We start from the raw sequence: 14410 nt of genomic DNA, 5'->3' as shown, positions 1-14410 counted from the left end.
CCCGCCCTGGAGCAGGCGCTGGCCGACCTCGACCGCACGCCGGCACAGACCGCCGAGCAGCTGCGCGCCAACCTCGACCAGGCCCACGAGCGCCGCATGGGACTGGCCGTCCAGACCCTGCGCGTCGCCCAAGCCGCCCAGTGACCACACCTGCCGACCCGCCGAAGGAGACCATCGTGCCCCTCACCGCCCAGAAACAGCCGACCGCCCGCGCCCGCCTGCTCGCCGAGATGGAGCGCTTATTCGCTGCCGACGCCGGTCTCGGCGTCCTGGTGCCCTACAACGGCCGCCCGGACATGAGCGAGGAGGCCAAGGAGGTCCAGATGGCGTGGGCCCGTGCCCTGGTCTCCGTGCACGGCCACGACCGGGCCGCCTCCGTCTACGCCGAGTACGTCGGCCGCCGCCAGCGCACCGTCACCGAGTCCATCGGCTCCTGGGACAACCTGGTGCTCACCGGCAGGCCCATCTCCCGCTGGGGCCGGGACATGCACGGCTTCCTGTGCTTCTGCTGCGTCGACACCTTCTCCACCGTCGTCGCGGCCGACGGCGACCCGCTGTGCAACCGGTGCGCCCGCGAGCACAGCGCCGTGGAGACCACCCGCCCCCAGTGGCGTGCCTACAGCCACAGCCAGTTCACGTTCCCCGGCCTGATGGGCGAGGAGCGCAAGACCGGCGAGACTCAGCTCATCGCCCGGTATGAGGATGGCGAAGAGCGCAAGTACGTCACCGGCGAGGCCGGTCTGCTCACTGAGGGGACCAGCAGCCTGCCCGGCTTCACCATGGTCTCCAACCAGACCCACGGCGACAGCCGCGACACCATCAGCCTCACCTTCCAGGCCCGCGCCGAACACCAGCGCCGCAGCGTCGACATCCTCGCCACCTTCGCCTACGACCCGGAGCCCGAGGGCTACGACGGCCACGCCTACGGCTTCCGCTTCGTGGCCGCCCGGCTCACCGCCCGTTCCCGCCAGTTGGGGCAGCTGGAGCTGGCCGACCCGACTATCACCGAGCACACCGACCTCTACCAGCTGCTCGACATCCTGATCTCCCACCTGTACGGGGGCCAGCAGTGACCCCGAGCACCGTGCCGCGTCGGCTGACGCCCACGCTCACCGTGGAGACGGTGCGCACCAACCCGCGCATCGACCAGGCTCGCGCCGAGCGGCTGGTCGCGCGCTGGAACGCGGCTTACCCGGCCATGCGCATGCTCCTGGACACCATCATCGCCGCGCAGCGCGGTGCGACGCGCCCGACCGTCGACCTGCCCCGGCTGGAGCGCGCACGGCGCGAACTGGGCCAGGTCGACCGAGGCACCCACCGCGTATGCACCCGCAGCGAGCCGTTCTTCTCCCCGATCGCCGCCGGATGGCTGGTCGAGGACGTCATCGCCATCACCCACATCGGACGCCCGTACGCCGGCGTCATCTACCGACTCGCCGCCGAGCTCGCCGACCTCGCAGTCGAGGACCTGCCGCCGGGCGTCGAGCACACCGCCGAGGAGGCACTGTGAGCACCGAACCCGAGAGCGCCATGACCTACGACGCCGGTCCCCACGACGCCGAGGGCTGGAAGCTGCACGACGACGGCACCCGCGTCCACCGCTACGACTGCACGATCCACGACGGAGACGGCTGCGACGGGCACTGTGGTCCCGCCGCCGCGGGGCCGGACGACGAGACGGACGCCGGGGACGAGGACACCGACTGGATCGCCAACCAGGTCGGCCCCCGGAAGGTGGGCGGCCGCTACTACAACGGGTATTGGGGCCAGGAGTACGAGGTCCTGAGCATCGACGACAAGCCCGACGGCTGGGGTCCGTGGGGGATGACCGTGCTGTGGGACGACGGCCGCAAGACCACGCACTGCACGGCGTGGGACCCCAAGCGGGACCGTGTCATTGCTCAGCCGCCGCAGCCGGACGTCACGATCGTGTCCATCGGCCGCCTGCACGACGAGGACAAGGGCGAGTGGGCCGACGTCCTGCAGCACGCCACCATCGCACTCGACCTCCGCCGACACTTCCGCGATCCGCACGCCCTCAGCGCCGACCTGCGCCAACTCACCGCCCACGACCAGGTCGTGCGCGACACCGTCATGGCCACCCCGGGCGTGCGCGAAGTCATCACCGCGACCGCGCTGCAGGTCCAGGGCTACCTCGCCGGACCGACGGCCGCGCCGCTCACCGTGGTGACGCAGTGTGCCGGCGGACGCCACCGGGCCGCTACAACCGCCATGGCCCTGCGCGCCGTGGTCGCCGGGGACGTCGAGCAGGCCGCCGCGTACGGACTGGCCGACGCCGCCAAGAAGTTCGTCGGCCGCGACCTGGTCGTCGACCTGGTCCACCGCGACCTCGACAAGGACGTCGTGGACCGCTGACCGTCCGGCACCACCAACGAGGGCGCCCGCAGCCATTCGAGCTGGCTGCGGGCGCTTTTGCTGACTCTAAGCCCGACCGCCTCCCGGCGCGAAGACGATGGGCCCCGGGGAAGCCCCGGGTCCACGCCGTGCGCCGCGCCTACTGGCTGCGGTCCCACCGGATCGGGTATGACACCGTCGGTGTCGGCCGCGGCACGGGCTTGTCCCATCCGGGGAAATGCACCGGGTACACCCCGGTCTGCTGCGGCCGAGGTAACCGTTCGCCGGAGCCGGTGCCGGTCGACCCGCCGCCGCTGCTGCCGAAGCCGAGGACCGTCAGGGCGAATACGGCGAAGATGGTCAGTTCCCGCCGGGCTCCCGGATGCCAGCGCGAGTGCGCCCGCACTGTCGTGCCGTCCGCCCGCTCGTACTCTCGTACCTGAACCACGGTGTGCTTCCCCTCCCCTGGGCACCGCGCCGCTCCGGCGCAACGGACCATGAAAGCAGCCGCTACTGACAACGGGTGACCCTTTGATCACGATGAGGGGGGCACGGGGGCGGGCGGGGGAGCCTCGCCGGCACCGAGGGCGTGGTCGATGGTCCGCGCGAGCTTGGGGAGATCCTGCTCGAAGTGGTTGGCCAGCGTGTCCACCGCCATCCGCGCGCAGCCGACCACCACCATCAGCGTGGCGATGTGCTCGACAGGCAGCTGGTTGCCGTGCCAGTGGTCCTCGTTGTCGACGCCGGTGTACCCGGTCAGCCCGACACTGGCGTACGGGTCGAGCCGGTCCAGCAGTTCCTCCGGCACCCCCAGGTCCCCCTCGACCCAGCCACCGCGGCTGTCGGTGGCCCAGTGGCCGGTCGCGCCCGGGTCGAGGGAGGCGAGGATCGTCTCCACCGTCTCGGCGAGGTCGAGCAGCGGGTTGGTTCGCCCGTGGCACCACTCCGGCCGCTCCCCCTGCTCGACCGCCCGAGCCCGAAGCCACCGCCCGGCCCGTGTGCCGGCCGCCGCGATCGAGTCGAGCGCCTGCTGTTCGCCGGGCGTGGGCACGTACGGTTCCGGGTCGACGTCGGACGGGTCGGGCAGCGCGTGCACGGTCATGCCCGGTGAACGATCCCGCCGGGAGGAAGTTGCTTCAGGTCAACCTGGGCATATCGCTTGTTTCTTGCGCTACTTGGGGGTGCGCTCGTATTGCTACGGCAGACGGACATGTAGCGCTCCGTGAGCAAGATCGACCGCCGGAGGGAGGCCGGGAGGGGCATTGGCCTGCTCGTACACGACGACCTGACAGGCTCGATCAGCCCAGCGCCTTCAGGATTTTCCGGAACCGCAGGACCCGAAAGAGTCCGCCACTGATGTACCAGGTGAAGGAGTCTCGGGTGGGGGAAGGCGTGTTCTGCCACAGGCCGATCACCACCTTGCTCTTCTCCGAGAGGTCGTACAGGGCGGTGATCTGCGCGTCCGTGAGCGCTTTGTTCACCGTGTAGATGAGGCGAGGCATGCTCCAGTCCCTCCTTGTGGTCGTAGCAGCGTACGAGGCCCTGTGCTCGTGCGCGTACGAAGGTGGCCCCGGTGGTGCAGAGCCGCCCTAGCTCTTCTGCACCACCGGGGCCCGGGGAAGGCCCGCGCTCACGGGGAAAGCGACGGGCCGGGACCGTGGACCGGCTCAGTCGGGTACGGGCCGAGGCGTGCTCAGCCGGTCGAGCCGGGCGTACAGGTCGCGCACGATGCGGGCCCGGCCCTGCGCGCACCGCAGGGTCGGCTCCAGCGGCAGGGCCAGCAGTTCCCGCGCCCGCTCCAGAACGTCCTCCGAGAACACCCTCCGCCCGTCGCGCTCTGGGAACTGCTCGACCAGCTGCTCGACGTCGCGCGCGACGACCCGGGCGTGCCCGGTCAACTGCAGCGCGATCTGCTCGCAGTCCGCCGGCGCGAGCCCGGCCGGGTCGGTCACCGCGAGCACGGCCCGCACCAGGAGCTGGTGACGTTCCCGGTCCAGCGGCACGTCGTCCAGGACGTATTCGGGATCGTGGACCACCTGATGCCCGCTCACGAGGCCACCGCCTGTTCGGCGTTGACCGAGCGCAGCAGCGCGCCCGCCAGCTTGCTGGAGTCGACGAGCCGCGAAGCCCGAGGAACGCTCACCCAGTGAGCCGCGGCCGTGCCGGCACCGGAGACCGGGACCAGGACCTGGGAACCCGTCGACAGCACGCGGACGCCCGGGACGTCCCTGCACACGCTGCCGGTGCCCGGGGCGACCATCACGTACAGCCGGTTGGTCAGGTAGTCCGCCAGCACCGGGTAGCCCCGGTGCCGCCCCAGGCGCAGCGCGTCGAGCAGGTCCAGACCCCGCCTCAGCTCGACCACGACCGCGTCCCACTCCCGGCCGCAGTGCGCCCAGTCCGTACGGCAGTCCGCGCGGCGCCACCGTTCGCGCAGCAGGTCGTCCACGTCGGCTTTCGAGGACCAGGTGGAACGGCGTCGGCCAGCGGAGGAGTTCGGCACGGGGGGCTCCCGGATCAGTGCGTCTCGGTACTCCCAGACAACCGCCACCCGTCCGGGTGGGATCAGGTCGCAATGCGGGCACTTCCCGTCGAGAGACCGGACAGTTTTGCCTACGCGCGGGATGCCACAGCACTACCGTCTCGCGCACGCACAGCAACCCGGGGGCCCCGATGGACAGACAGCGCAACGTCGTACTGGACGCGCTGCTCGACGAGTGCGACTTCACCCACCAGGGCCTCGCCGACGAGGTGAACCGGGTGGCCGAGACCATCTTCGGCAAGCCCGGCGACTGCAGCGACCGGCATGTCCGGCGGTGGATCTCAGGCGAAGTCCGCTGGCCGTGGACGAAGTACCTTCTGCCACTGGAACGGATCTTCGATCGTCCGGCCCAGGCACTGGGGTTCGTGCCGCGCGGCAAAGCCAGCGCCAACCTTCCCCGCCCGCCGCGGCCGGCACAGCAGGAGGAGGGGCCCGTGCACCGTCGCCGGTTCATCACCGCATCCGCCGCCACCACCGTCGCCGTCGCCCTGGGCATCGACCAGACCCCCACCAGCGGGCGCCTGTCCATGAGCGACGTCGAGCGCATCCACCAGCGCATCGGCCGCATGGACGCCCACTTCTTCTCCATCGGCGGAGGCCCGCTCATCTCCGTGTCCACCGGCTACATCGCCCGGCTGCGCGACGCCCTCGACGGCTGCACCTACGGCGACCGCGTCGAGCGCGCCCTGCACGGCGCGATCAGCAGCCTGTACGCGTCCGCCGGTTGGGCCTGCCACGACAGCGACGACCCCGAGCAGGCCGCCCTGCTCCACACCGCCTCCCTGCAGAGCGCCCTGCTCGCCGCCGACCCGTCCGCCGCGGCCCGCGCGTGGTCCAACCTCGCCATGCAGGCTCGGCTGGAGGGACGCCACCGCGAGGCCGTCCAGATCACCCGGGCCGCCCTCGACAACCGCCGCGCCCGCCAGGACCCGCACATCGCCGCCCTGCTGCACGCCCGCCTCGCCATCGGCCAGGCCCGCACCAGCGACCGCACCGGCGCCGCCCGCTCCCTGCTCGCCGCCGAGCGCGCCTACGACCGGGTCGACGCGTCGGTGCCAGCGCCGACGTGGCTGTCGTTCCTCACCCCGGCCGAACTGTCCGGGCTGGCCGCCATCACCCACCAGGCCCTGGGCCATTACGACCACGCCGAGGCCGCCACCGTCCAGGCCCTCGCCCTGCTGCCGCCCTCGATGCGCCGCAACCGGGCGTACTACTCCGTGCAGTTGGCCGAGCTGCAGCTGGCCCAGGGCGAGCGCGAGCAGGCCGCGGCCACCGTCTCCGGCATCGAAGCCACCTCCCTCGACAGCCGCCGCATCACCGACCGGCTTGCCACCGTCCGCCGCACCCTCACCGCCTAGGAGCCCCCCGCCCGTGACCGCGCTCGACATACGGCACTACGACCACCACCAGGCCGCCGACATCCGCCAGCTGCTGCTCGACGTCTACGCCGAGGTGTACGCCGAGGCCGCGAAGACGGACCCGTTCGCCACCGTCGACCGCTTCGCCAAGGGACTGGACGGCTGGAGCCGCCGAGACGGCTGGACCTGCGTGGTCGGCTACGACCAGGACCAGTCCGTCGGCTACGCCTACGGCGCCCCGCTCCCGGCCGGCGCCCCGTGGTGGGGCGGACTGCTCACCGAGGTGCCCGCCGACGTCGTCGAGGAGACCGGCACCCGCACCTACGCGCTCAGCGAGCTGATGGTGCGCCTCCCTTGGCGCAAGACCGGCACCGCCCGCCAGCTGCACGACGCGCTACTCAAGGACCGGCCCGAGGAACGCGCCACGCTCCTGGTCGACCAGGAGCACCCCAAGGTCCATGCGCTGTATGAGTCGTGGGGCTGGCAGACGCTGGGGGACCTGCGCCCCCGCATCCCCGACGCGCCCCTCTTCCACGCCATGCTGCTCGACCTCCCGCAGCACTGACCGGACCCGGCCACGAGCAGGGGTGTCACAAAATCCGACGGACGACGTTCCTTTCACCGTGAGGACACCACCGACATGCCCGTCGGGCCGCAGGCCCGGACAGCCCTCTCCCGCGAGACGGGACGCCCAGCGGGAGACACCCCGCCCGTCGTCCCGTCCGAGGGGACACCACCTGACGTGCGGAAACTGGCGTCCCCTTACCTGTAACGATTTCGGGGGCCGATACGTCTACGGCTTTGTGAGGACCTCATGAAGCCGCAGCGGAAAGGACGTTGGGTGACCGGATCGGATGGTGTCACAGGACCGCCCTTGACCGTGCTGCAAGACGCCGGCGCGGGCCTCGCCCAACTCGAAAGCGGTCGAACTCTCCTGATGTGCCCTCACCTCCCGCGACAGGGGAAGCCGAAAGGTAAACGCCCGCCCCACGGGAAATCCCACGACACACGGCCAGTCGGTAGTGAAAGCGTGGCGGGATATGCAAAGATCGGCAACGTGACCAGGAAGATCGGTAAGGGTGTCGAGGCCAACGGGCCAGTGCGCGGTCGCGCGCAGACCGGACGGCCGGTGACGTACGACCCGAAGTCCGGTCAGAACTGGCGCACAGGCGTGGTGATCGTGCCGGACATGGCAGAGAAGGCCATCAAGGCAGCTAGTTCCACAGGGCTGTCGTTCGCCGGATTGGTCAACGAGCTGATCAAGCGAATGCCGGTCGACGAGAACGGCCGACCCGTATGGGCGGACGAACTCACCCAACAGGAGGCGCTTCCGTTGACCGGATAGCGCCTCCCGCATGACCGTCTGAGCGCGCCAAAAAGCCCCGGTCAAACTTCCAACCGGGGCGGCGCCCTACGACGTACCGGGACCAGCGTGCCCTTCCAAGCCGCTGATTCCCAAGATGTTTTGCCTGCTACAGCAACACCCACCCAGAGGCGTCTCCCAACGCCATCCATCCAGAGGTCCCAGGTTTTCCAGGCCCGGGTCCTCGCCCCCAAAAGGAGGAGGTGAGTCGAGCCCCACAGCCGCTTTCCACGGCGACTGTCGGGCGGGTTGTCCCCTAACCACACGGAGTTAGAAGCGCCCTCTTGAGCGACCTGGTTGGCCGCGTTCGAGGCCCTCCGCCGTTTCGGCGAGAGGGGGCTTCGGCGTTCATATGGAGTTAGGAGCCCTCCCATCGTAGCGGACAGCTACGGTGCCGGACAGCTCATGCCCACCCCCGGAGTGTCCGGGGAACCGGGCGTGCACAGCCCGTCATCTGCCCCGATTCACAATCCTCATACCGGTGTCATGCCCGCCCCACGGGCCGCGCGCGCGGACCTGCAGGAGTTGTTCCTGCGGCTGTCCCCGCGGCTGTCGGTGCGCGTCGACACCAAGAACTCTTCGGGCCAGTGGCAGCACAAGTACATCGAGCGCTCCCTTCCTGACCGGGCCCCTCGCGGGCCGTACGCCGTCTACCTGTCGAGCTTCTTCCGTGCCTTCCGCTGGATCTGCTTCGACCTCGACACCAAGCGTGGCGAGGTCGGCCCGGACCTCGCAACTCTGCTGCGCTGGTTGGAGGAGGCCGGGCTGACCTACGTGGTCGCCGCCTCCGGGTCCGCCGGCGGACGGCACGTATGGGTGGCCGCCGAGACTCTGCTGGACGCGCGGGTGGTCGAGTCCATCGCCGTGGCCGCCGCGAAGCGCCTGCCCACGCTCGACTACGGCCTGCTCAAGTCCCGTACGGGCGCGGTCCGTCCCATCGGGGCCCCGCACCGCAACGGAGGCCGCAGCGAGCTGCTGAGCCCGTCGAGCCCTCGCCGGGCCGCCGAGCTGCTCACCCCGGCCACCTGCGGCAACCCCTCCGACGCGTTCCTGCGGCTGCTGCTCATCATCGACGCCGTCCCGGCCACCGTGGACGTACGGCCCAAGCTGGTGGGCCGGGACGCGTTCGGCGAGATCATCGACGACGACGGCCCCCGGCTGGCCGGCACCCCGAAGACCGTCCTCGACCGCGAGACGATGGCGCTGCTGACGCGCCGTCCGCCTGCCGACCGGGTCAGCGAGGTGTGCGCCTCTGTGCTCACCAGGCTGGCCCTGCGCCGCTGGTCGCAGCCGATGGTTGAGCGCCTGCTGGAAGACCGCCAGTACCGCGAGGGTGGGCTGCTGCACCTGTGCACCTCGCCGGGCGTGGGCCCGCTGCGCGTCATGCTCAACCAGGCCGAGGTGGAGAAGAAGTTCGAGCGGCAGTGGGAGCGGTGCGTGGCGTACGCGGCCAAGCTGCCGGTCTCGCAGGAGTCCCTGGAGTGGACGGAGAACCTCGCCAACGTCGTCGCCCTGGTCGAGGAGCTGCAGCAGGCCGCCGACGCCTGCCCGGAGCGCTGGACGTGCGAGTCCGGGCCCGCCGACCGTGCTGCCCTGGACGTGTTCTGTCTGCTGGCCCTGCAGTCCGGCAGCACCGTGCTGAGCCTGGACGCCCGCAGGGCCGCCCTCGCCGCCGGTTACGGCCGCTCGACCATGAGCCGGGCGTTCCGCGACCGCCTGAGCCCCGACGGCTGGCTGGCCCGAGCCGAGGACAACGGCCCCGCCAACACCTACGAACTGCTCCCCGTCACCGCCTCGCACCCTGCTTTCACCCTCGTTGCACGGGGTGGGACACAAAGAAACCTGCCCCCCAAGGGGGTAGACCGCCCCACCCTCATCTCCCGCCTGGAAACCCGCCTCGCCGCCGGCCAGGCCGACCTCTTCGCCTACGGCCGCCCCACCGCCAACCACGCCGGCGGGCTGGGCCACCACGCCGGGCGGGTCTACCAGCAGCTCACCCTGCACGCTGACCGCACCCTCAGCCTCACGGAGCTGTGCGAGCGCACCGGATACAGCGTCCGCACAGTCTCCAAGCATCTGGGACGCATGCAGAACCTGCTGGTCGCCACGCGCGCGGTGATGACTGTCCACCATGAGTGCCCCACCTGCGAGGCCGTGCCCGGGGAACGCTGCCGTACGGCCGCAGGAGCCGTTCTCCGCCGCCGTGGAGCCGACCAGCACGCTGCCCGCCAGGCCCTCGCCGCCGACCGCTCCAGCACCCCGTACTACCGCGTACGGCCCGGCTCCCTGGGCGCTGCAGCAAAGGCGCTGGGCTGCTTCGGTGTCACGGCAAGCCGTGCACGCCGGTACGCCGTCGAGATCGAGCTGTACCGCTGGTGGTGCCAGGAGGAGGAATGGATGCACGCCCCCAAGGCCGGCATCCGCACCGGCGTCCAGACGCACCCCGAGCAGACCGCCCTGGTGCTCACCACGCTGGCCCGCCAGCCCCGCCGCCGCTACCCGCGTACCGCCGACGGCCGCGGCGACCACGCCACCGCCAGGGCCCGCATCGAGCGCCGCATCGCCACCGCTTGACGTCACGGCAGGCCGTGGCACTCTCCCGCTGTTGCAGCGCCCTTTCCGATCTTCGGATGGTCCTACCACAGGGCTTGTTATTAGCCGCGCTCACCTTCTGGCCAATCTATGTCAACCAGTTGACGCATATCTGAGATATCGTCAACCTGTTTACGTCAGACCGCTTTCAGCGACGAGGGGAACTGGATGAGCAACCACGAGGCCGTGGCCGTCCCGCAGGTCGAGGTGACCACCTACCGGGCGCCGCAGGTCACCATCACGCCAGTAACGGAGGTGATCCCGTCCGAGCCGGTCGCCGGTGCCTCCGCGCCCGGGGCCTACCAGCACGTCCTGCTCAACACCATCACGGGCGAGCTGGCCTTCCACGAGAACACCCAGCACCGCGCGCCCTGGGACCCGAGCTGGAGCAGCATCAGTGACGTCCCCAAGCCGACGTGGAACCGCTGGCATCCGGGCAAGCTCTTCACGCCCGGCAGTGGCCCGCACATGTGGTTCGAACCGGTGCCAGAGCTGCTCAACTGGGGGGTGGACTCCGGCTTCACCGGCCGCCCCTACCTCGACGTCGAGGGCGCCAACGCGCTGCTGGAGCTGGTGAAGCCGTACGCCCAGGACCTGCTCGACGGACTCTTCGAGGCCGGGGGCGAGCTGGACTGGTCGGCCGCTTCCGCACACGCCGGCCGTCAGCTGTGCCGCCTGACCTCCCGTCACCGCGAGGCCGCCCCGCGCGAGGTCGACGCCGACCTGGTCGACTTCGCCGACATCGTCGCGCGCTTCCCCCAGGTCTACCGCCCCGAGCTGCTCGGGTTGTCCCTCGACAAGCTGGCCAAGGAGTGCGAGTACCAGACCCGCTTCATCGGCGCGAACGAGCACTGGCACCAGGAGGTGAAGAAGGTGTTCGGCCAGCCCTACCACGACGGCTCAGGCGTGGGCCTGCAGGTGCTGGGCGTGCGGTCCTGGTACCGCACCGTCCTCATGGACGGAGACCCCCGGCCAGCACGCGACTTCACCGACTGGGACGCCGAGCACAAGGTGCTGGCCGCCAGCGAGATCACCTCCGAGACCACCGACGCAGGCCTGAACGCCTGGATCGAGGGCGAGGAACTGCGCGCCGCCCAGCAGGGTTTGCGCCTGTTCGGCACGAAGGAGGCCGCCTACAGCCACCGGGCCCGGCTGCGTGAGCAGGACTGGGACCGCCTCGCCGTGGTCGGTGCCGAGTGCGCCCGGCTGGAGAAGTACAAGGCCGAACGCCTGCAGCTGGTCACCCGGGCGATCTCGTGGGGCTATGGCGACTCCGACATCGCCGGGCGGGCCCGCGTGTCACGGCAGGCCGTGCACAAGCTCAGCAAGAAGACCGACGGGTCCGGGCAGGCCGACGACCCCGAGCCGGTGTGACCTGCCCACGACCACCACGGTGGCCGGAGCCATTCGAGCTGGCTCCGGCCACCGGCAACTCCCCTCCCGAGAGGACCTGATGAGCGCCACCGACCCCTTCGCCCTGCTGCGCGCGACGGCCGCCGTCCAGCGCCTGGACGACGAGCTGACCGTCCATCCCGGCGACCGCCGCCGCGAACGCGAGTACCTGGTGCACCGCGCCTCTCTCGCCGACCGTGCCGTGCCCGCCCTCGCCGAGGTCGAGGATCAGGCGACCAGCGAGCAGGATGCCGAGGACACCGCCCGCCGCCTGCTGGACCACGACCGCGCCCACGGCACCGGCCGCGGCCCCGTGCCGGCCACCGACACCCGATGGGACACCGACGCCCGCGGCTACGCCCGCCAGGAGCACGCCGCCGCCGTCCTCGACCAGCACCACCAGGAGCGCGCTCGTGGTTGAGCTGCAGATGAGCCCGGAAGTCCGCACCCTGCTCGGTCCAGACGGCATGGCCCGAGCAGCCGAGATCTCCCTCACCGACGCCACGTGCATGCAGTGTCAAAAGCCCCTGTCGGGCACCGTGAACGTCGTCGCGCGCACCAACCACGCCTTCACCCACGTCGTGTACGTCCACGACGGGTGCGGCCCGTCCCAGGTCCTCGCCATGGGCGAGGACTTCGCCCCCGTCTCACCGGCGGACGGCTACAGCATGACGATGACCGCGGCCCTCATCCACCACGGCAGCACCCCGCTGCCCGTACTGGTCGCCGAGACCGTCTCCAAGGTGTACCTGGTCCACGACGGACCCCAGACAGAGCTGACCAGCGTGATCCCCAGCCATCTGCTCAGCTGCGGATTCGCCCTGGTCTCCCGGCTGCGCCAGGCCCCGCCGCAGGTCGCCGAATGGGTCGGCGTACTGCTGCTCGGCCACGGCCCGGCCGGCGAAGACGGACTGCTCGTCCTCGAACCCGACGGCGCCAAGTTCTACGTCGGCTCCGTCGAACTGCCGGACGGCTGGCTCGCCCAGGCCGCCCGCTACGGATGGGCCGTCCTGTACGCCGGCGACATCGGTCTCGCCGATACCGGCCGCGACGACAAGGCCGTACAGAAGGCGCTGCGTACTGCCGCCCAGGCCGGACGGCTGGTCGGCGCCCGCATTGCCGTCGGAATTCCCGCTCCCAACCACTGACAGCACCCCGCCAGTAGAGTAAAGTATGACGTGCCGCACCTTGTGTGCGCTGCACGCCGCGGATCGGCCCCCGGCTGGGACGGGGACCGCCACCGCGGACAGAAGCCGCTCGTCCGCCGGCCCCACTCCGCGCCTGCCCGCGCATGCAGGAGGCCGGCGGTCATCGGGCAGATACCGCCGGCCTCACGCCGGACCCAGAACCCCGGACGGCACGCGCCCAAGAAGCCCAGCGCGGACAGTCTAGGCCCGACCCGTCAGGACACCGATCATGACCGAAGACGAGGCACGCGACCTGCTCCAGCAGCGCCTCGCCGCCCTCGGCGCGCGCATCACCCTCGCCGACATCGCCGCTGCCACCGGCCGGACCGCCCACTACATCCGCCACTATTGGGCCAACACCGACGAGCAGGAGTTCCCCCGCTCCCAGGGCCACCGCGAGGACGGCAGCAAGGAGTTCAACCGCGACCAGGTCGCCGAGTGGTGCCGCACCCACGGCATCGGCGTCCAGCTGCACGCCGATGAGATCGACGACAACCGCCGCGACCAGGTCACCACCGCACAGATCGCCGAACGGCTCAACCTGCGCGACCGCTCCGCCGTGCGCTACCACGCCCGCAGGAACCCCGCCGGCAGCGCCGACCCCTACCCCGAACCCGATGAAGACGGCCGCCGCTACTGGCCCGACGTCCTCGCATGGCACCGGCGCCACGAGAAGGCGCCCCGCACCAAGCCGGGCAAGAAGCCCACCCAAGGGCTCACCCCCCGGCTCCAGCGCGTCCAGCTGCTCGCCGAAGCCGCACTCGAGCGCGGAGAAACCCTCACCGCCCGCGCCCTCGCCGACGAACTCGGCATCCACGAAGACAGCGCCTCCCGCCTCCTGCGCAGCCTCGCTGCCCGAACCAGCAGCGAATAGCCGGCCTGCGTGGCCTGCGTCCACGGCGACAAAGACAGAAGCCTCCGGCGGGCCCTTCCTCCGAGGGGGGAGGGGCCATCGTGCAGCTGCAGCCGATCGAGGGGAGAAGGTGGAGGGAGGTCGCGGCGCGGCCCCCTCGCCGACCGGGCACCAAAGGCCACCACACGACAGCCCGGGGCGCCAAGGCCAAGCCGCTACGCGGTCGCGCAAGCGCGAGCCCTGACACCCCGGACCGCCGCGCGGTCGGGACTACGTCCTGCCCGCCCGACGAGGGAACCACCCCGCTAAGGCTCGACTCACGGCGCACGCCGCCACACCAAAAACCCGCTTCCACCTGCGGAAACACCTTGACCACACCCCCCAGGAGGGGTAAATTATGAGGGGTCGGAACGGGAGGGCAGACCCGGACCGGCAGTACAGAACCCCAACGAAAGGACCGACCGCCATGTACCTGGTCGACATCCACCCCGAGCACGGCGTCATTGCCGCCCCCCAGGGAATCGAGGACCTCGACGTCCTCGCCGTTGAGCTGCTTCACCGTCACGGCTTCCGCTGGAACGACGAGCAGGAGTTGTTCGCCGCCCTCGCGGACGACGACTCCGCCGCCGAGTACCTCGTTGCGTGTGTCGCCGCCGAACTGCTGCTCAACGGCCACGCCGTCATCCTCCCCTGACCCCGTGGGCGCCCCCATCCCAGCCGGGGGCGCCCACACCCAGCAAGAGGAAATTATGAGAGGCAGGGTCCGGG

General features: G+C 70.8%; 17 protein-coding genes. 12 read left to right on the top strand and 5 right to left on the bottom strand.

All coding sequences use genetic code 11. From position 1 onward, the window contains the following. Positions 1–176 precede the first annotated feature (176 nt). Genes ABZ098_RS43275 through ABZ098_RS43265 form a run of 3 tightly spaced genes read left to right on the top strand, consistent with a single transcriptional unit; the run spans position 177 to position 2376 of the window. The gene (locus tag ABZ098_RS43275; RefSeq protein WP_356600281.1) at positions 177–1073 is read left to right on the top strand and encodes a hypothetical protein; all 897 of its coding nucleotides are present in this window, start codon (positions 177–179) and stop codon (positions 1071–1073) included. After that, a complete protein-coding gene (locus ABZ098_RS43270) occupies positions 1070–1510 on the top strand; it encodes a hypothetical protein (protein WP_356600279.1) in 441 nt (146 codons plus the stop codon). The genes ABZ098_RS43275 and ABZ098_RS43270 overlap by 4 nt, the downstream gene beginning before the upstream one ends. Further along, positions 1507–2376, top strand: a complete 870-nt coding sequence (locus ABZ098_RS43265; RefSeq protein WP_356600277.1) for a P-loop ATPase — start codon at positions 1507–1509, stop codon at positions 2374–2376. Before ABZ098_RS43270 ends, ABZ098_RS43265 begins: the two co-directional genes overlap by 4 nt. A gap of 139 nt (positions 2377–2515) precedes the next feature. Here ABZ098_RS43265 and ABZ098_RS43260 read toward each other — a convergent pair whose 3' ends face one another. From ABZ098_RS43260 to ABZ098_RS43240, 5 genes are all read right to left on the bottom strand, one after another. After that, on the bottom strand, positions 2516–2803 hold the full coding sequence (locus tag ABZ098_RS43260; protein WP_356600275.1) for a hypothetical protein: 288 nt from the start codon (positions 2801–2803) through the stop codon (positions 2516–2518). 87 nt (positions 2804–2890) lie between these two features. Beyond that, entirely contained in the window at positions 2891–3457 is a 567-nt protein-coding gene (locus ABZ098_RS43255; RefSeq protein WP_356600273.1) for a hypothetical protein, read from the bottom strand. A 196-nt stretch (positions 3458–3653) separates the two neighbouring features. Next, a complete protein-coding gene (locus ABZ098_RS43250) occupies positions 3654–3857 on the bottom strand; it encodes a hypothetical protein (RefSeq protein WP_266453341.1) in 204 nt (67 codons plus the stop codon). Positions 3858–4022: 165 nt separating this feature from the next. Continuing rightward, complete coding sequence (locus tag ABZ098_RS43245) at positions 4023–4406, bottom strand: DUF6415 family natural product biosynthesis protein (protein ID WP_356600271.1); 384 nt, start codon at positions 4404–4406, stop codon at positions 4023–4025. After that, entirely contained in the window at positions 4403–4858 is a 456-nt protein-coding gene (locus ABZ098_RS43240) for a hypothetical protein (RefSeq protein WP_356600269.1), read from the bottom strand. The genes ABZ098_RS43245 and ABZ098_RS43240 overlap by 4 nt, the downstream gene beginning before the upstream one ends. Before the next feature lie 170 nt (positions 4859–5028). On the opposite strand from ABZ098_RS43240, the gene ABZ098_RS43235 reads away from it, so the two are divergent. From ABZ098_RS43235 to ABZ098_RS43195, 9 genes are all read left to right on the top strand, one after another. Next, positions 5029–6255 carry a twin-arginine translocation signal domain-containing protein gene (locus ABZ098_RS43235; RefSeq protein ID WP_356600267.1) on the top strand — a complete coding sequence of 409 codons (1227 nt, stop codon included), beginning with the start codon at positions 5029–5031 and terminating at the stop codon, positions 6253–6255. 13 nt (positions 6256–6268) lie between these two features. Then, positions 6269–6820, top strand: a complete 552-nt coding sequence (locus tag ABZ098_RS43230) for a GNAT family N-acetyltransferase (protein ID WP_356600265.1) — start codon at positions 6269–6271, stop codon at positions 6818–6820. A 492-nt stretch (positions 6821–7312) separates the two neighbouring features. Then, entirely contained in the window at positions 7313–7600 is a 288-nt protein-coding gene (locus ABZ098_RS43225; protein WP_356600263.1) for a hypothetical protein, read from the top strand. A 504-nt stretch (positions 7601–8104) separates the two neighbouring features. After that, positions 8105–10192: a hypothetical protein gene (locus ABZ098_RS43220; RefSeq protein ID WP_356600261.1), complete on the top strand. Its 2088-nt coding sequence runs from the start codon at positions 8105–8107 to the stop codon at positions 10190–10192. 186 nt (positions 10193–10378) lie between these two features. After that, positions 10379–11584 (top strand): hypothetical protein, encoded by a 1206-nt coding sequence (locus ABZ098_RS43215; RefSeq protein ID WP_356600259.1) that lies wholly within the window; start codon positions 10379–10381, stop codon positions 11582–11584. 79 nt (positions 11585–11663) lie between these two features. Beyond that, on the top strand, positions 11664–12023 hold the full coding sequence (locus tag ABZ098_RS43210; protein WP_356600258.1) for a hypothetical protein: 360 nt from the start codon (positions 11664–11666) through the stop codon (positions 12021–12023). Continuing rightward, on the top strand, positions 12016–12750 hold the full coding sequence (locus tag ABZ098_RS43205) for a hypothetical protein (RefSeq protein WP_356600256.1): 735 nt from the start codon (positions 12016–12018) through the stop codon (positions 12748–12750). Before ABZ098_RS43210 ends, ABZ098_RS43205 begins: the two co-directional genes overlap by 8 nt. 268 nt (positions 12751–13018) lie before the next feature. Further along, complete coding sequence (locus tag ABZ098_RS43200) at positions 13019–13663, top strand: hypothetical protein (protein ID WP_356600254.1); 645 nt, start codon at positions 13019–13021, stop codon at positions 13661–13663. Between the two features lie 445 nt (positions 13664–14108). Beyond that, on the top strand, positions 14109–14336 hold the full coding sequence (locus ABZ098_RS43195; RefSeq protein ID WP_356600252.1) for a hypothetical protein: 228 nt from the start codon (positions 14109–14111) through the stop codon (positions 14334–14336). Positions 14337–14410: the final 74 nt, after the last annotated feature.

The sequence above is a fragment of the Streptomyces sp. NPDC006335 genome, from assembly GCF_040612795.1.
Lineage (GTDB): Bacteria > Actinomycetota > Actinomycetes > Streptomycetales > Streptomycetaceae > Streptomyces.
This window is presented reverse-complemented; position numbering and strand designations above follow the sequence as displayed.

Coding starts and splice junctions, on each gene's coding strand:
- ABZ098_RS43255 (WP_356600273.1), bottom strand. CDS start 3,457: ATGACCGTGCACGCGCTGCCCGACCCGTCCGACGTCGACCCGGAACCG.
- ABZ098_RS43250 (WP_266453341.1), bottom strand. CDS start 3,857: ATGCCTCGCCTCATCTACACGGTGAACAAAGCGCTCACGGACGCGCAG.
- ABZ098_RS43235 (WP_356600267.1), top strand. CDS start 5,029: ATGGACAGACAGCGCAACGTCGTACTGGACGCGCTGCTCGACGAGTGC.
- ABZ098_RS43220 (WP_356600261.1), top strand. CDS start 8,105: ATGCCCGCCCCACGGGCCGCGCGCGCGGACCTGCAGGAGTTGTTCCTG.
- ABZ098_RS43215 (WP_356600259.1), top strand. CDS start 10,379: ATGAGCAACCACGAGGCCGTGGCCGTCCCGCAGGTCGAGGTGACCACC.
- ABZ098_RS43210 (WP_356600258.1), top strand. CDS start 11,664: ATGAGCGCCACCGACCCCTTCGCCCTGCTGCGCGCGACGGCCGCCGTC.
- ABZ098_RS43200 (WP_356600254.1), top strand. CDS start 13,019: ATGACCGAAGACGAGGCACGCGACCTGCTCCAGCAGCGCCTCGCCGCC.
- ABZ098_RS43195 (WP_356600252.1), top strand. CDS start 14,109: ATGTACCTGGTCGACATCCACCCCGAGCACGGCGTCATTGCCGCCCCC.